Source organism: Ramlibacter sp. PS3R-8, from assembly GCF_037572435.1.
Lineage (GTDB): Bacteria > Pseudomonadota > Gammaproteobacteria > Burkholderiales > Burkholderiaceae_C > Ramlibacter.
The window spans coordinates 147,667-162,102 of sequence record NZ_JBBHGT010000004.1 but is presented as its reverse complement, the minus strand read 5'-3'; the positions used below and the strand labels follow the sequence as shown (position 1 = coordinate 162,102).

General features: G+C 67.7%; 19 protein-coding genes and 1 tRNA gene. 15 read left to right on the top strand and 5 right to left on the bottom strand.

Annotated elements, in window-relative coordinates; translation table 11 throughout:
- Positions 1–11: 11 nt before the first annotated feature.
- The 7 genes from hisI (at position 12) to tatC (ending at position 3,133) form a co-directional block, all read left to right on the top strand.
- Positions 12–407, top strand: coding sequence for a phosphoribosyl-AMP cyclohydrolase (hisI, locus tag WG902_RS15670; RefSeq protein ID WP_340061293.1), 396 nt, complete (start codon positions 12–14; stop codon positions 405–407).
- Entirely contained in the window at positions 404–772 is a 369-nt protein-coding gene (locus WG902_RS15665; protein ID WP_340061067.1) for a phosphoribosyl-ATP diphosphatase, read from the top strand. The genes hisI and WG902_RS15665 overlap by 4 nt, the downstream gene beginning before the upstream one ends.
- 17 nt (positions 773–789) lie before the next feature.
- Positions 790–1,161, top strand: a complete 372-nt coding sequence (locus WG902_RS15660) for a DUF4870 family protein (RefSeq protein ID WP_340061066.1) — start codon at positions 790–792, stop codon at positions 1,159–1,161.
- Positions 1,158–1,520 carry a histidine triad nucleotide-binding protein gene (locus WG902_RS15655; RefSeq protein ID WP_340061065.1) on the top strand — a complete coding sequence of 121 codons (363 nt, stop codon included), beginning with the start codon at positions 1,158–1,160 and terminating at the stop codon, positions 1,518–1,520. The genes WG902_RS15660 and WG902_RS15655 overlap by 4 nt, the downstream gene beginning before the upstream one ends.
- 65 nt (positions 1,521–1,585) lie before the next feature.
- Positions 1,586–1,831, top strand: a complete 246-nt coding sequence (gene tatA, locus WG902_RS15650; protein WP_340061064.1) for a Sec-independent protein translocase subunit TatA — start codon at positions 1,586–1,588, stop codon at positions 1,829–1,831.
- Positions 1,832–1,845: 14 nt separating this feature from the next.
- Positions 1,846–2,304, top strand: a complete 459-nt coding sequence (tatB, locus tag WG902_RS15645; protein WP_340061063.1) for a Sec-independent protein translocase protein TatB — start codon at positions 1,846–1,848, stop codon at positions 2,302–2,304.
- 31 nt (positions 2,305–2,335) lie between these two features.
- Positions 2,336–3,133, top strand: a complete 798-nt coding sequence (gene tatC, locus WG902_RS15640) for a twin-arginine translocase subunit TatC (RefSeq protein ID WP_340061062.1) — start codon at positions 2,336–2,338, stop codon at positions 3,131–3,133.
- Between the two features lie 88 nt (positions 3,134–3,221).
- Here tatC and WG902_RS15635 read toward each other — a convergent pair whose 3' ends face one another.
- Positions 3,222–4,385, bottom strand: coding sequence for a S1C family serine protease (locus WG902_RS15635; RefSeq protein WP_340061061.1), 1,164 nt, complete (start codon positions 4,383–4,385; stop codon positions 3,222–3,224).
- A gap of 53 nt (positions 4,386–4,438) precedes the next feature.
- Positions 4,439–5,716, bottom strand: a complete 1,278-nt coding sequence (locus WG902_RS15630) for a 7TM diverse intracellular signaling domain-containing protein (RefSeq protein WP_340061060.1) — start codon at positions 5,714–5,716, stop codon at positions 4,439–4,441.
- Between the two features lie 89 nt (positions 5,717–5,805).
- Here WG902_RS15630 and WG902_RS15625 point away from each other — a divergent pair, with 89 nt between their 5' ends.
- The gene (locus WG902_RS15625) at positions 5,806–6,564 is read left to right on the top strand and encodes a Nif3-like dinuclear metal center hexameric protein (RefSeq protein WP_340061059.1); all 759 of its coding nucleotides are present in this window, start codon (positions 5,806–5,808) and stop codon (positions 6,562–6,564) included.
- Positions 6,561–7,577 carry a 4-hydroxythreonine-4-phosphate dehydrogenase PdxA gene (gene pdxA, locus WG902_RS15620; protein WP_340061058.1) on the top strand — a complete coding sequence of 339 codons (1,017 nt, stop codon included), beginning with the start codon at positions 6,561–6,563 and terminating at the stop codon, positions 7,575–7,577. Before WG902_RS15625 ends, pdxA begins: the two co-directional genes overlap by 4 nt.
- 73 nt (positions 7,578–7,650) lie before the next feature.
- On the opposite strand, the gene mscL is transcribed toward pdxA, so the two are convergent.
- Positions 7,651–8,073, bottom strand: a complete 423-nt coding sequence (gene mscL / locus WG902_RS15615) for a large conductance mechanosensitive channel protein MscL (RefSeq protein ID WP_340061057.1) — start codon at positions 8,071–8,073, stop codon at positions 7,651–7,653.
- Positions 8,074–8,198: 125 nt separating this feature from the next.
- Between mscL and petA the strand changes: the two genes are divergently transcribed.
- From petA to WG902_RS15585, 6 genes are all read left to right on the top strand, one after another.
- Positions 8,199–8,795 carry a ubiquinol-cytochrome c reductase iron-sulfur subunit gene (petA, locus tag WG902_RS15610; RefSeq protein ID WP_340061292.1) on the top strand — a complete coding sequence of 199 codons (597 nt, stop codon included), beginning with the start codon at positions 8,199–8,201 and terminating at the stop codon, positions 8,793–8,795.
- Between the two features lie 5 nt (positions 8,796–8,800).
- Positions 8,801–10,210: a cytochrome b gene (locus tag WG902_RS15605; protein WP_340061056.1), complete on the top strand. Its 1,410-nt coding sequence runs from the start codon at positions 8,801–8,803 to the stop codon at positions 10,208–10,210.
- A gap of 18 nt (positions 10,211–10,228) precedes the next feature.
- Positions 10,229–10,987 carry a cytochrome c1 gene (locus WG902_RS15600; protein ID WP_340061055.1) on the top strand — a complete coding sequence of 253 codons (759 nt, stop codon included), beginning with the start codon at positions 10,229–10,231 and terminating at the stop codon, positions 10,985–10,987.
- A gap of 93 nt (positions 10,988–11,080) precedes the next feature.
- Positions 11,081–11,692 carry a glutathione S-transferase N-terminal domain-containing protein gene (locus WG902_RS15595; RefSeq protein ID WP_061500777.1) on the top strand — a complete coding sequence of 204 codons (612 nt, stop codon included), beginning with the start codon at positions 11,081–11,083 and terminating at the stop codon, positions 11,690–11,692.
- Between the two features lie 28 nt (positions 11,693–11,720).
- Positions 11,721–12,233, top strand: coding sequence for a ClpXP protease specificity-enhancing factor (locus tag WG902_RS15590; RefSeq protein ID WP_340061054.1), 513 nt, complete (start codon positions 11,721–11,723; stop codon positions 12,231–12,233).
- A 48-nt stretch (positions 12,234–12,281) separates the two neighbouring features.
- Positions 12,282–12,357: transfer RNA gene (locus WG902_RS15585), tRNA-Thr, on the top strand.
- A gap of 29 nt (positions 12,358–12,386) precedes the next feature.
- On the opposite strand, the gene WG902_RS15580 is transcribed toward WG902_RS15585, so the two are convergent.
- On the bottom strand, positions 12,387–12,770 hold the full coding sequence (locus WG902_RS15580; RefSeq protein ID WP_340061053.1) for a hypothetical protein: 384 nt from the start codon (positions 12,768–12,770) through the stop codon (positions 12,387–12,389).
- Positions 12,771–12,921: 151 nt separating this feature from the next.
- Positions 12,922–14,391, bottom strand: coding sequence for an aldehyde dehydrogenase family protein (locus WG902_RS15575; protein WP_340061052.1), 1,470 nt, complete (start codon positions 14,389–14,391; stop codon positions 12,922–12,924).
- Between the last annotated feature and the right edge of the window lie 45 nt (positions 14,392–14,436).

The window sequence follows — 14,436 nt, the reverse complement described above, 5'->3', positions numbered from 1 at the left end:
ACAATACCCGGATGGACTGGCTCGACGAAGTCAAATGGGACCCGCAGGGCCTCATCCCCGTGATCGCGCAGGAAGCTTCCACCGGCGACGTGCTGATGTTCGCCTGGATGGACCGCGAGGCGCTGCGCAAGACCGCCGAGACCGGCCGTGCCGTGTATTTCAGCCGCTCGCGCGCCAAGCTGTGGTTCAAGGGCGAGGAATCCGGCCACGTGCAGCAGGTGCACGAGATCCGCATGGACTGCGACAGCGACGTGCTGCTGCTCAAGGTCACCCAGCTCGGGCACGACCCGTCGATCGCCTGCCACACCGGCAGGCACAGCTGCTTCTTCCATCTTTACCGCGACGGCGCCTGGCAGGTGGTCGAACCTGTCCTGAAGGATCCGTCCACCATCTACAAAGCCCCATGACCGCTGCCGACCCGCTGGCCCGCCTGGCCGAAGTGATCGAGAGCCGCAAGCCTGCCAACGGCGGCGACCCGGAGCAGAGCTACGTCGCCCGCCTGTTGCACAAGGGGCCGGACGCGTTCCTCAAGAAGATCGGCGAGGAAGCGACCGAGACCGTGATGGCGGCCAAGGACATCGACAACGGCGGCGACAAGTCCAGGCTGGTGGGCGAGGTCGCCGACCTGTGGTTTCATTGCATGATCGCGCTGGCGCACTACGGACTGAAGCCGGCGGACGTCGTCGCGGAGCTGCAGCGCCGCGAAGGTCTCGGAGGGTTGGAGGAAAAGGCCTTGCGCAAGGCACGCGAGCGCGAGGGCCGGGGCGACTAACCACGAAAGGGCGAGTGATGGCTGAAACCAACTATGGGGTGTTCGAGCCCAAGACGCAGGCCGACCGCACGCTCATGCACGTCCTGTACGGCATGCACACGGTGTCGCCGTTCACTTTCTGGACGCTGTCGGTCGTCGCGCTCGTGATCCACTACGTCAAGCGCGCGGACGAGAGCGACGCGCTCTACGTCGCCCATCACAATTACATGATCCGCACGGTGTGGTGGACGGCGCTGTGGCTGGCGCTGAGCGCGCCGCTGTGGTTCCTGCTGTTCCTGCCCGGTGCGATCGCCTGGTGCATCGTCGGCCTGTGGTACCTGTACCGCTGCCTGCGCGGCTGGTTGCGCTTCAACGACAATCGGCTCCCCGATGGAAACGTCATCTCATGAGCCACAGCGACCCGAACTGCATCTTCTGCAAGATCGCGAAGGGCGAGATCCCCTCGCGCAAGGTTTACGAGGACGACGACGTCTTCGCCTTCCATGACATCAACCCCTGGGCGCCCATCCACTTCCTGCTCATCCCGAAGCAGCACCTGATCTCCATGGCGCACGTGGACGAGAGCCATGCGCCCCTGCTGGGCAGGATGATGGCGCTGGTGCCGAAACTGGCGCAGCAGGAAGGTTGCAGGCCCTATCCCGATGGCGGCTTCCGGCTGGTCACCAACACCGGCGCCGACGGCGGCCAGGAAGTGCGCCACCTGCATTTCCACGTCATCGGCGGCCCGCGCCCCTGGCTGAAGGGCTGAGCAATTCCGCGCACGGGACGAACTTCCCCTGCCGACTAGAATCCGAGCAGTAACAGGAGAGATTCATGGGTTCCTTTTCCATTTGGCACTGGCTGATCGTGTTGTTGATCGTCGTGCTCGTCTTCGGTACGAAGAAGCTGAAGAACATGGGCACCGACCTGGGCGGCGCCGTCAAGGGCTTCAAGGACGGCATGAAGGACGGCTCGACGCCGGAAACGCCGGTCCCGCCCGCCAGCCAGGTGACGGCGGCGCAAGGCCCCTCGGCCTCCGACAAGACGACCATCGACGTCGAAGCGCGCAACAAGTCGTGACCGGGCACTGATCCGTGCTTGACCTCGGCCTGTCCAAGATGGCGCTCATCGGCGTCGTCGCCCTCATCGTCATCGGTCCGGAGAAACTGCCGCGCGTGGCCCGCACGGTCGGCACGCTGCTGGGCAAGGCGCAGCGCTACGTGGCCGACGTCAAGGCGGAGGTCAACCGCTCGATGGACCTGGACGAGCTGAGGAAGATGAAGGACACCGTGGAAAGCGCGGCCCGCGACGTCGAGTCGTCGGTCAGCACCGCGGCCTCCGACTTCGAAAAGACCTGGCAGGAGTCCACGACCACCGCGCAGGGCGCGCTGCAGGAGCCGCCCTCGTTTCCCGAGTACAAGCATCCCCGGAAGAAGTGGCGCCTGAAGCAGGGCGCCATGCCGCATTGGTACAAGGCCCGCAACGGCGTGCGCACGCGCGCGCTGTCCGGCGCCGCCCGTGTGGCAAAGTACCGCCCGCAGAAGTTCAACTGAAAGCGGGCCCGGCAGCGCCGGCCGTTCCCCTATGTCCACATCCCCCCACGACCAGGAAGACGAACTGGCCGGCACCGAACAGCCCTTCGTGGCGCACCTCGTCGAGCTGCGCGACCGGCTGATCAAGGCCATCATCGCCGTCGCCGTGGTCGCCGCCGTCCTGGCCGTCTACCCGGGTCCGGCGGCCCTGTACGACATCATGGCGGCGCCGCTGGTGGCCACGCTGCCCAAGGGGGCGACCCTCATCGCCACCTCGGTGATCTCGCCTTTCATCGTGCCGCTGAAGATCCTGCTGATGGCGTCGTTCCTGATCGCGCTGCCGGTGGTGCTCTGGCAGGTGTGGTCGTTCGTGGCGCCCGGTCTGTATTCGCACGAGAAGAAGCTCGTGCTGCCGCTGGTGGTGTCCAGCACGCTGCTGTTCTTCGTGGGGGTGGCGTTCTGCTACTTCTTCGTGTTCGGGCAGGTGTTCAGGTTCATCCAGGGCTTCGCGCCCAAGAGCATCACGGCGGCGCCCGACATCGAGGCCTACCTGAGTTTCGTGCTCACCATGTTCCTGGCGTTCGGCTGCGCCTTCGAGGTGCCGATCGTCGTGGTGGTGCTGGCCCGCATGGGCATCGTGCCGATCGAGAAGCTCAAGGAATTCCGCGGCTACTTCATCGTGCTGGCGTTCATCATCGCCGCCATCATCACGCCGCCCGACGTGGTGTCGCAGCTCGCGCTGGCGGTGCCGATGGTGATCCTCTACGAAGTGGGCATCCTCTCCGCGGGCTTCTTCATCAAGCACACCAAGGCGCCGGAAGATTCGGCCGAGGAAGCGGCGAAGCCTTGAACGCGGCGGGGTCGCTGGCGCGAACCCGCCCTACGAAAGCCACGCCGAAAGCGTAGGGCGGGTTCGCGCCAGCGACCCCGCCATCACCTCAACGCTGCTGCGGCACCGCCTGCGGCGCCCTGGGCTTGGGCCGCTTGCCCGGCGTGACGGTGACGTCCACGTTGTCCTCGCGCCGCTGCAGCTTGAACGGCGTGGCGGTACCAGGCTTGAGCGAGGCGACGGTGGACAGCAGTTCCGAAACGTTGGCGACGTCCTTGCCGCCCACCTGCACCACCACGTCGCCCGGCTTCACGCCGGCCTGCGCGGCCGGGCCGTTCTGCAGCACGCCCGTGATCAGCACGCCCTTGCGCGCCTTCACGCCGAAGGTCTCCATCAGTTCGGGCGACAGGTCGGCCGGCTCCACGCCGATCCAGCCCCGCGTGACGACGCCGTCCTTCACGATGCCGTCCAGCACCAGCTTGGCGGTGGAGACGGGGATGGCGAAGCCGATGCCCATGCTGCCGCCCGAGCGCGAATAGATGGCCGTGTTGATGCCCATCAGGTTGCCGTTGACGTCCACCAGCGCACCGCCGGAGTTGCCGGGGTTGATGGCCGCGTCGGTCTGGATGAAGTTCTCGAAGGTGTTGATCCCCAGCTGGTTGCGCCCGAGCGCGCTGACGATGCCGCTGGTGACTGTCTGGCCCACGCCGAAGGGGTTGCCGATGGCCAGCACCTGGTCGCCGACCTGCAGCGCGTCCGAATTGCCCAGCGTGATCACCGGCAACCGGTCCAGGTTGATCTTCAGGATGGCCAGGTCGGTTTCAGGGTCGGTCCCGATCACCTTGGCGCGCGTCTTGCGACTGTCGTTCAGCGCCACCTCGATTTCCGTGGCGCCCTCGACCACGTGGTTGTTGGTCAGGATGAAGCCGTCGGGGCTGATGATCACGCCGCTGCCCAGGCCGCTTTGCGGCATGGAGCCCTGCTCGCCGAAGAAAAAGCGGAACCAGGGGTCGTTGGCGGTGGGGCGGTCGCCGGCCTTGCTGGTGTTGATGCTCACCACCGCCTGCGACGCCTTCTGCGCGGCCAAGCGGAAGCTGCCCACCGGGGGCGGCGCGCCGACGGCCTTGGGCGCTTCGTTCAGGGGAATGCCGCTGGACGTGGCGGTGGTGACCGGACGGCTGCTCAGCCATTCCGGTTTCATCGTGATGACCACGAAATAGGCTGCCAACAGCACGGTGACAGCCTGGGAGAAGACCAGCCAATAGCGTCGCATCTTGTTGCTTGGGGGGAAACCCACAGTGTATTCCGCCGCGGGTTCCGGCAGGGCTATCGCGCCGCTCGATGCACTGCCGGGAGGGGACGCGCGACGCGCACGAACGGCCGCCGCTTGCGGGTTTCGATGCGCGCCTGCTCCACCGCCGTGGACTCGCCAGTGAGTGGGTCCGTGATCGCGGCGCGGGATGCCATGCCGCGGGCTGCCTGGGCCAGCCGCTGCGCGGTGTCGAGCACATCCTCCGGTTCGCCATGGCCGGGCCGCAGCTGCACCACGCCGACGCCCAGCTCCACCCGCACGCGCAGGGGCTCGCCATTGCGGCCGCTCACCTCCACCGGTTGGCGCAGGGCGCAGGCGACCCGCAGACCCAGCGTGCGCAATGCGCCCTCGGAGGCAATCGACTCCACCAGCGCCACGAAGCAGCGGTCCCAATAGCGCCCGACGGGATTGACCACGCCGACCTGGCGCTGCAGCCGCGCTGCCAGCGTCATCCACACCTCGTTGACCGCAGCAGGTCCCGCGAGCGTGGCGATGCGCTCCGGCTCGAACACCGTGACGGCGAGCAGCGCGCCGGGGCGACGGGTGCGCAGCCGCCGCTTCTGGGAGGCGACCATCCGCTGCACCAGGGCCGCACTGCTGTGCACCTTGGTCACGGGGTCGAGCGCCGGCGCGCTGCCGGTTTCGCGGGTGCGCCACTCGTGGCGTTCCCGCTGCCACAGCACCGCGCCGGTCAGGCCGTTGCACAGCGCGGCCGCCAGCGCGACAGCGGCCTGCGCCTGCCAGCCCAGGGGACCCAGCCGCATGGCGACCGCGTACAGGCCGGCGATCGCGGGCAGCGTGAGCAGGCAGCCGGCGGCCATCCAGAGGGCCAGGCGGTCGCCCAGGATCCAGGCGCGGAACGCCACCCACGACGTCAGCGCGCTGCCGGCCAGGGCGATGGCGGCGCCGGCCGGAAGCTGCAATTCATGCGGCAACGTCAGGGCCGCGGCGCCGAGGGCCGGCAGGCCGAGCGCCGCTGCGCGCAAGACCACGCACATCAACCAGTCCCGCCGGGCGACGCCGAGCCAGCCCTGGATCCACAAGGTGGACACGCCCACGCAGGCCGGCCCTGCCAGCACCTGCGCCACGTGCAGCAGCGCCGGGTCCGGATGCGCCGCCTGCTGCAACATGCCGCTTTCCACCAGCACCAGCAGGAACACGCCCAGGTGATAGCCGACGGCGCGCAGTTGCGTCGCATTGGGCCGCGCCGCATAGTCGGCCAGCCGCGTCACCGCCACGGCGGCGATCGCTCCCAGCGACATGCTCCACACCATCGTCGTCAGCGTGTTCATTCCGGCTCCTCTGCAGCCCCGGAATGTTCCGGCCCGGGCCGCCGCTCGGCGCGTAGCAGAATCACGCCTGAACCTGTGCCCTATTTGCCATGACGCATCGACAAGACCTCCTCCGCGCCTTCGACGCGCTGCTCGCGCCGGAGCGCTTCAAGGACTACGGTCCCAACGGCCTGCAGGTGGAGGGGCGCGACGAGGTGCGCCGGATCGTGTCGGGCGTGACGGCCAGCCGCGCTTTGATCGAGGCGGCGGTGGCACGCAAGGCCGATGCGATCTTCGTGCACCACGGTCTGTTCTGGCGCGGGCAGGACGGCTGCGTCACGGGATGGATGAAGCAGCGGCTGGCGCTGCTGCTGGCACACGACATCAACCTGTATGCCTACCATCTGCCGCTGGATGCGCACCCGGAGCTGGGCAACAACGCGCAGCTCGCACGGCAGCTGGCGCTGCGCGCCACCGCCCGCTTCGGTGAGCAGGACCTGGGCTTCCTGGGCGAGCGAGTGGATGGCGCCGGCTTCGCCGACAGCGATGTCCTGGCCACGCATGTGCGGGCCGCGCTCGGTCGCGAGGTGACGTGCGTGCCGGGACACGCCGGGCCCATCCGCCGCATCGGCTGGTGCACCGGCGGTGCCCAGTCCTACTTCGAAGCCGCGATCGCCGCCGGCGCGCAGGCTTTCATCACCGGCGAGATCTCGGAGCCGCAAGCCCACTACGCGCGCGAATGCGGCGTGACCTACCTGGCATGCGGCCACCACGCGACCGAGCGCTACGGCGCCCCCGCGGTGGCCGGGCACGTGGCCAGGGAGCTCGGGCTGGAGCACGCGTTCGTCGACGTGGACAACCCGGCATGATGAAGCCGATCGCCATCACGATGGGCGATCCGGCGGGGATCGGTCCCGAGATCATCGCCAGGCTGTTCGCGATGGAGCCGGCGCTGACGCAGGGCTGCTTCGTGGCCGGCGACCTGCAGTGCATGCGGCGCGGCGCCGCTGCGGTGGCGGGGTCGCTGCCGCCGCTGGCGATGGCCAGCATCGAAAGCGCGGCGGACGCCGCCGGCGTGCCGCCTGGTTGCATCGCGGTGCTGCAGGCGGGCGCGGCAGCGGCCCTGCCTCCTGCCCTGGGCGTGGTGAGCGCGCAGGCGGGGCGGCTGGCCGCCGACGCCGTGCTCTGGGCGGCGCGCGCGGCGTTGCGCGGGGAAGTGGCCGCGCTCGTGACCGCGCCGCTGCACAAGGAGGCGCTGGCGGCGGCCGGCCTGCCTTTTCCCGGCCACACGGAGCTGTTGCAGGCCGAGGCCGCGGCGCACGCCGGCGTGCCGCTGGCGCAAATGCCGGTGCGCATGATGCTGGCGAACGACGAACTGCGCACGGTGCTGGTGAGCATCCATATGGCACTGCGCGACGCGCTCGACGCGGTGACGCACGACAACGTGCTGGAGACCTTGCGCATCGCCGATGCGGCCCTGGCCTCGACGCTTGGCCGCCGGCCCCGCATCGCGGTGGCCGGCCTCAACCCGCACGCGGGGGAGGGTGGCCTGTTCGGGCGTGAAGAGATCGACACCATCGTTCCCGCTGTGCGGGCGGCGCAGGCCGGCGGCATCGACGCGCAGGGCCCCTTCGCGCCGGACACGGTGTTCATGCGGGCGCGGCGCGGCGAGTTCGACGTGGTGGTGGCCATGTACCACGACCAGGGCCTCATCCCGGTGAAGTACCTCGGGGTGGAAAAGGGCGTCAACGTGACGCTGGGGCTGCCGCTGGTGCGCAGCAGCCCGGACCACGGCACGGCCTTCGATATCGCGGGAACCGGCAGGGCGGACGCCTCCAGCCTCGCGGAGGCGTTGCGCATGGCGCGCCGATTGGCGGGGTGACCTGCGGTCAACCCGCCCTACGGGGCCCGGATTCGTAGGTCGGGTTGCGCGCGCAGCCGCACCCCGACACCCCCTACGGGCGCCGCAAGCTGTCGCGGATCTCCCGCAGCAGCACCACCTCTTCCGGCGTCGCCGCCACTTCGAGCGCATGCTTGCGCCGCAGCCGGTTGATCTGCCTGACCATCAGGAAGATGATGAAGGCCAGGATCAGGAAGTTGACCGCGACGGTGACGAAGTTGCCCCAGGCGAACACCGGCACGCCCGCCTTCTTCAGCGCGTCCAGCGTCATCGCGGTTCCCGCCGGCACCGGCCCCAGGGTGATGAAGTAGCTGGAGAAATCCAGCTTGCCGAAGACCGCCCCGACGAAGGGCATGATCACGTCGCCGACCAGCGAGTCCACGATCTTCGCGAAAGCCGCGCCGATGATCACGCCGACCGCGAGGTCGACCACGTTGCCCTTGACCGCGAACTCGCGGAATTCGTGCAGCAGTTTCATGCCGGTCTCCTGTTGTGTCAGCAGCGGAGTATGCCGCGCGCGCCGCCCCGGGCTGGAAATCGCCTGTATCGCTCCGCTACAATCGCGGGTTGACCCTAAACAGCGAAGAGATCCTCGAGGACCACATGAGCAACTCCACGGTGGACGCCAGCAAACGGACGTGGCTGATCGCGTCAGGTTGTGCCGGCGCGGTGGGCGCAGGTTTCACTGCCGTTCCTTTCGTCAGCAGCTTCCAGCCCTCCGAACGCGCCAAGGCCGCCGGCGCCGCGGTGGAAGTGGACATCTCGGCCCTGCGCCCCGGCGAGAAGATGACCGTCGAATGGCGCGGCAAGCCCGTCTGGATCATGAAGCGCACGCCCGAACAGGTCGCCGCGCTCCCCAAGCTGGACTCGCAGCTGGCCGACCCGAAGTCGGCGCGCACCGCCTACCCGACGCCCGACTACGCGAAGAACGAGCTTCGCTCGATCAAGCCGGAGATCTTCGTCGCCGTGGGCATCTGCTCGCACCTGGGCTGCTCGCCCACCGACAAGCTCGCCGCCGGTCCGCAGCCGTCGCTGCCGGACGACTGGCAGGGCGGTTTCCTGTGCCCGTGCCACGGCTCGACCTTCGACCTGGCCGGCCGCGTCTACAAGAACAAGCCCGCCCCCGACAACCTGGAAGTGCCGCCGCACATGTACCTGTCGGACACCCGCCTGGTGATCGGTGAAGACAAGAAGGCTTGAGCGTCATGGCTGAATTCAAGGAAATCTCCCCCAACGCCGGCGCGGTCGCCAAGCTCGACAACTGGCTGCACAACCGGTTCCCGACCGCGTACGACGCGTACAAGGTCCACATGTCGGAGTACTACGCTCCGAAGAACTTCAACTTCTGGTACTTCTTCGGCTCGCTGGCGCTGCTGGTGCTGGTGATCCAGATCGTCACCGGCATCTTCCTGGTGATGCACTACAAGCCGGACGCGAACCTCGCCTTCGCCTCGGTCGAATACATCATGCGGGACGTGCCGTGGGGCTGGCTGATCCGCTACATGCACTCCACCGGCGCCTCGGCGTTCTTCGTGGTGGTGTACCTGCACATGTTCAAGGCCATGATCTACGGCAGCTACCGCAAGCCGCGCGAGCTGGTCTGGATCTTCGGCTGCACGATCTTCCTGATGCTGATGGCCGAAGCCTTCTTCGGCTACCTGCTGCCGTGGGGCCAGATGTCCTACTGGGGCGCCCAGGTGATCGTCAACCTGTTCGCCGCCGTGCCTTTCGTGGGCCCTGACCTGGCGCTGCTGATCCGCGGCGACTACGTGGTGTCCGACGCCACCTTGAACCGCTTCTTCAGCTTCCACGTGATCGCCATCCCGCTGGTGCTGATCGGCCTGGTCGCGGCGCACCTGCTGTCGCTGCACGACGTCGGTTCGAACAACCCGGACGGCATCGACATCAAGGCGGCCGGCCAGCCGAAGGACGCCGCCGGCCACCCGGTCGACGGCATCCCGTTCCACCCCTTCTATACCGTGCACGACATGGTCGGCGTCGCCGTCTTCCTGATGGTGTTCAGCGCGATCATCTTCTTCGCGCCGGAGCTGGGCGGCTACTTCCTGGAGTACAACAACTTCATCCCGGCCGACCCGCTGAAGACGCCCGCGCACATCGCGCCGGTCTGGTACTTCACGCCGTTCTACTCGATGCTGCGCGCGACCACCGACGTCATGGTCGACGTGTTCTGCGTGATCGTCGCGCTGGGCGCCCTGCTGGCCCTCTGGAAGGGCCGCCTGTCCTTCATCGCCAAGATCGTCGCCGTGGTCGCCGCGGCGGTGGTGATCCTGCTGCTCAAGACCTTCGACGCCAAGTTCTGGGGCGTGGTCATCATGGGCGGCGCGGTCATCATCCTGTTCTTCCTGCCCTGGCTGGACCACAGCCCGGTGCGCTCCATCCGCTACCGGCCGGGCTGGCACAAGTGGCTGTATGGCATCTTCGTGGTGGACTTCGTCGTCCTCGGATACCTCGGCATCCAGCCGCCCTCCGACATCAAGACGCTCGTGGCCCAGGCCGGCACACTCTTCTACTTCGGCTTCTTCGTGCTGATGCCGTGGTGGAGCAGGCTCGGCGCCTTCAAGCCGGTGCCCGACCGCATCACCTTCGCGCACTGAGCCGGAGCCAAGCAAGACATGAAAAAACTGATCCTCTCCGTGATGCTGGCGCTCGGCGCGGCCGTGGGCGCCCATGCCGCGGGCGGCGAAGAGGTGCACTGGGACAAGGCTCCCAGCCGCACCAACGACCTGCCGGCGCTGCAGCATGGCGCCAAGCTGTTCGTCAACTACTGCCTCAACTGCCATTCGGCGGCGTACATGCGCTTCAACCGGCTGCAGGAGATCGGCATTTCCGAGCAGCAGATCAAGGACAACCTCCTGACGGTGTCCGACAAGGTCGGCGACGTCATGAAGGCGCCGATGGACCCGAAGCAGGCCAAGGAATGGTTCGGTGGCGTGCCGCCCGACCTGACGCTGATCGCCCGCTCGCGTTCCGGCCACGGCGGCACGGGCGCGGACTACCTCTACACGTACATGCGCACGTTCTACCGTGACGCCGAAAAGCCCACCGGCTGGAACAACCTGGTGTTCCCCAACGTGGGCATGCCGCACGTGCTGTGGGAGCTGCAAGGCGAGCGCGAGCCGGTGTTCGACAAGGTCCAGGAGCACGGCCACGAGACGAAGGTCTTCCGTGGCTGGAAGCAGCTGAGCCCCGGCGCGATGACGCCGCTGCAGTACGACCAGGCGGTGGGCGACCTGGTGGGTTACCTGCAATGGATGGCCGAGCCGGCCCAGAACCACCGCGTGCGCATCGGCGTGTGGGTGCTGCTGTTCCTGGGCGTGCTGACGGTCATCGTCTGGCGCCTGAACGCCGCCTTCTGGAAGAATGTGAAGTAACGACACGCGGTCCCGCTGGCGCGGGGCCTGCGTCCTTGTGTAGAGTGGGCTGCATCGCGCACCCACTCTTTTTGGTTTCTAGGGGAATTTAAGATGATGGTGCTGTACTCGGGAACGACGTGTCCCTTCTCCCATCGCTGCCGCTTCGTACTGTTCGAAAAAGGCATGGATTTCGAAATCCGTGACGTCGACCTGTACAACAAGCCGGAAGACATCAACGTGATGAACCCGTATGGGCAGGTTCCGATCCTGGTGGAGCGCGACCTGATCCTGTACGAGTCGAACATCATCAACGAGTACATCGACGAGCGCTTCCCGCACCCGCAGCTGATGCCCGGGGACCCGGTCGACCGCGCGCGCGTGCGCCTGTTCCTGCTCAATTTCGAGAAGGAACTGTTCGTGCACGTGTCCACGCTGGAGTCGCGCGCCGCGAAGTCCAACGAAAAGGCGCTCGAAAAGGCGCGCTCGCACATCCGCGACCGCCTGACGCAGCTCGCGCCCGTGTTCCTGAAGAACAAGTACATGCTGGGCGAGAATTTCTCGATGCTGGACGTGGCCATCGCGCCGCTGCTCTGGCGCCTGGACTACTACGGCATCGAGCTGTCGAAGAACGCCGCGCCGCTGCTCAAGTACGCCGAGCGCATCTTCTCGCGTCCGGCCTACATCGAGGCGCTCACCCCGTCCGAAAAGGTCATGCGCAAGTAAGCGCACTGGCTTCGAGCAGTAGCCGCCGATGAACGCCATCGAATCCACGTCGACCCGCCCGTACCTGATCCGGGCGCTGTACGAATGGTGCACCGACAACGGCTTCACGCCGTACGTGGCGGTGCTGGTGGACGAGTCCGTGCATGTGCCACGCGAGTACGTGAAGAACGGCGAGATCGTGCTCAACATCAGCTACGACGCCACGAGCTCGCTGAAGCTGGGCAACGACTTCATCGAGTTCAAGGCCCGCTTCGCCGGCTCCGCGCGCGAGATCATGGTGCCGGTGAGCCGCGTGATCGCCATCTATGCCCGCGAGAACGGGCAGGGCATGGCGTTTCCCGTACCGGTGACGGGCACGGGCACGGCCGCGGACGAGGCGGCCAAGCCTTCCCCGCTGTCCAGCGTTCCCGCGGCCCCCGCCGAGCCGGACGGCAAGGTGGTGCAGCTGGTGACGCCGGAAGGGGACGGCCCGGGCAAGCCGGACCACGAGCCGCCCAAGCCGCCGAGCGGCCCAAGGCCCGCCTTGAAGCGCGTCAAGTAGTTTCCTCTTCCGGATCGCGCGTAATAACATGCAACGCGGTCCCCCTTTGCCGGTTTAGCTCAGTTGGTAGAGCACCCGCCTTGTAAGCGGAAGGTCGTCCGTTCGATTCGGACAACCGGCACCACACCACCCTCCCTGGCGCTGGCGCGCCCTTCATTGCGCACTGGTCGTGTCGCTCGCGAGCTGCACGCGCTCGGCCTGCCGCGCACGCACTGACGCGATGAGCGCGGAGCCGCTGTCCTCGCCGTTCATGGCGGCCACGTCGTCACGCGATCTCAGGTACTCGGCGACCACGTCGCCACGGCTGGCGGTGCCGGGCGTGGCGGTTGCCATCAGGTAGGCCGAGCCGCTGTCCTCGCCATGGGAGGCGGCCATCGTGGCGCGGGATTGCTGCATCTCGGCGATGACGTCGACGCGGGTGCGGCTGCCCTGGAAGGGCGGCAGCGGATCCCAGTCTTCGCCATGGTTTCCGGCGAAGGACACGTTGGCGGCGGCGGCGCCGGCGATCGCAAGGCAGGCGAGCAGAAGGCGGTTCATGATGTTTCCTTTCGTTGAACAGTGGACACGGCGTCCACGGAACGAAATCTAGGAGGTGCCCGTCCCGGGCGATGTGCGCGGGCGCACAGGTTTCGCAACATCGGCGGAAGTGGTGGAGGTCACACGTCCACCCGGAGTTGCCGATCCGGCTTCACGTCGGTGCCGTGCCCGGCTTCACGCGTCCGATGTCTTCATACACATGCTTGGTCTCGAGGAATTCCAGCATCGCTTCGGCCCCGTGCAGGCGGCCGTAGCCGCTGGCGCCGAAGCCGCCGGTTTCCGCCTCGGGCAGCAGCTTGTTGTGGGTGTTGATCCACACCGTCCCGCTGCGCAAGGCACGCGCCACCCGGCGCGCACGCGCGCCGTCATGCGTCCACACGCTCGCCGACAGCCCATAGCGGGTAGCGTTGGCGCGGGCGACGGCTTCGCTCTCTTCACGGAAGCTTTCGAGGTTGAGCACCGGGCCAAAGAACTCCTCCTGCACGAAGGGTGAATCGAGGGCGCTGACCTGGATCAGGCTGGGGCGGATGAAGGCCCCGCGCGCGAGACGGCCGTCCAGCACCTCGCCCCGCACGATCACTTCCCCATGCTGCTGCGCGTCCTCGACCAGGCGCGCGATGCGGTCGCGATTGGCGATGTCGATCTGCGGCCCCATCTGGCTTGCGGCGTCGGTGGCCGGCCCCACCGCGATGCTGCGGAACTGCACCGCAAGCGCCTCCCGCAGCGGCGCGATAAGGCTTTCGTGCGCGAGCACCCGGTCGAGCGCGGTGCACTGCTGGCCCGCGGCAATCGTGGCGGCGGCCGCCAGCTGCGCGGCGATGGCCTTCGGGTCCGCATCCGCGAACACGATGGCGGGCGCCTTGCCGCCGAGTTCCAGATTGAGGCGCTTGAGCGTCGGCGCGGCGCTCGCCATGATGCGCTGGCCCACCCGCACGCTGCCGGTGAAGCTGATCACATCGACGTCGCTGGAGGCCACCAGTGCCTCGCTCGGCTCGCTGCCGGTGCAGCTGTAGAAATTGACCACGCCCGCCGGGAGGTTCGGCACCTCGATCAGGCAGCGCAGCAGTTCGGTCTGGAACAGTGCCGACTGCGGCGCCATCTTGATCACGCTCGTGCATCCGGCAGCCATCGCCGGCGCCAGCGAGCGCACCAGCAGGATCGCTGCAGCATTCCAGGGCACGATGATGCCGGCCACGCCGGCCGCTTGGCGGCTGAGCACGGACAGGGCGCCCGGCTCGACCTCGGTGGTGCGGCCGAAGATGGTGCGTGCCAGGCCCGCATAGAACCGGATCTCCGACACGGTACCGGCCAGCTCGGCTTGCGCCGGCTTCAGCAGCTTGCCGGTTTCCTGGGCCAGCAGCAGCGCCAGTTCATCGGCGCGGCGCTCGACGCGGTTGGCGAACTCCAGCATGACGGCCGCACGCAGGCGCGGCGCATGGGCCCAGTCGCTGTGCTCGAAGGCGCGGCGAGCGGAGACTATGGCGGCCTCTGCGAGGCCGATGTCGGCGTCGGCGAACTGGCCGAGCACCAGGCCGGTGGAGGGGTCGATGCTGTCGGCGGCGGCCCGGCTGGCGACCGGCGTCCATTGGCCGCCGATCCAGGATTGCGCGATGGGGATCATGTCTGTTCTCTCTCCGATGGGGCCGCACTGCGGCAACTGCGATTC

Bases quoted from the DNA above. Each gene is read 5' to 3' on its own strand.
- hisI (WP_340061293.1), top strand. From the start codon at position 12: ATGGACTGGCTCGACGAAGTCAAATGGGACCCGCAGGGCCTCATCCCC.
- WG902_RS15580 (WP_340061053.1), bottom strand. From the start codon at position 12,770: ATGAACCGCCTTCTGCTCGCCTGCCTTGCGATCGCCGGCGCCGCCGCC.
- WG902_RS15635 (WP_340061061.1), bottom strand. From the start codon at position 4,385: ATGCGACGCTATTGGCTGGTCTTCTCCCAGGCTGTCACCGTGCTGTTG.
- pdxA (WP_340061058.1), top strand. From the start codon at position 6,561: ATGATGAAGCCGATCGCCATCACGATGGGCGATCCGGCGGGGATCGGT.
- petA (WP_340061292.1), top strand. From the start codon at position 8,199: ATGAGCAACTCCACGGTGGACGCCAGCAAACGGACGTGGCTGATCGCG.
- tatC (WP_340061062.1), top strand. From the start codon at position 2,336: ATGTCCACATCCCCCCACGACCAGGAAGACGAACTGGCCGGCACCGAA.
- mscL (WP_340061057.1), bottom strand. From the start codon at position 8,073: ATGAAACTGCTGCACGAATTCCGCGAGTTCGCGGTCAAGGGCAACGTG.
- WG902_RS15660 (WP_340061066.1), top strand. From the start codon at position 790: ATGGCTGAAACCAACTATGGGGTGTTCGAGCCCAAGACGCAGGCCGAC.
- WG902_RS15590 (WP_340061054.1), top strand. From the start codon at position 11,721: ATGAACGCCATCGAATCCACGTCGACCCGCCCGTACCTGATCCGGGCG.
- WG902_RS15630 (WP_340061060.1), bottom strand. From the start codon at position 5,716: ATGAACACGCTGACGACGATGGTGTGGAGCATGTCGCTGGGAGCGATC.
- WG902_RS15605 (WP_340061056.1), top strand. From the start codon at position 8,801: ATGGCTGAATTCAAGGAAATCTCCCCCAACGCCGGCGCGGTCGCCAAG.
- WG902_RS15625 (WP_340061059.1), top strand. From the start codon at position 5,806: ATGACGCATCGACAAGACCTCCTCCGCGCCTTCGACGCGCTGCTCGCG.
- WG902_RS15595 (WP_061500777.1), top strand. From the start codon at position 11,081: ATGATGGTGCTGTACTCGGGAACGACGTGTCCCTTCTCCCATCGCTGC.
- tatA (WP_340061064.1), top strand. From the start codon at position 1,586: ATGGGTTCCTTTTCCATTTGGCACTGGCTGATCGTGTTGTTGATCGTC.
- WG902_RS15655 (WP_340061065.1), top strand. From the start codon at position 1,158: ATGAGCCACAGCGACCCGAACTGCATCTTCTGCAAGATCGCGAAGGGC.
- WG902_RS15665 (WP_340061067.1), top strand. From the start codon at position 404: ATGACCGCTGCCGACCCGCTGGCCCGCCTGGCCGAAGTGATCGAGAGC.
- WG902_RS15600 (WP_340061055.1), top strand. From the start codon at position 10,229: ATGAAAAAACTGATCCTCTCCGTGATGCTGGCGCTCGGCGCGGCCGTG.
- WG902_RS15575 (WP_340061052.1), bottom strand. From the start codon at position 14,391: ATGATCCCCATCGCGCAATCCTGGATCGGCGGCCAATGGACGCCGGTC.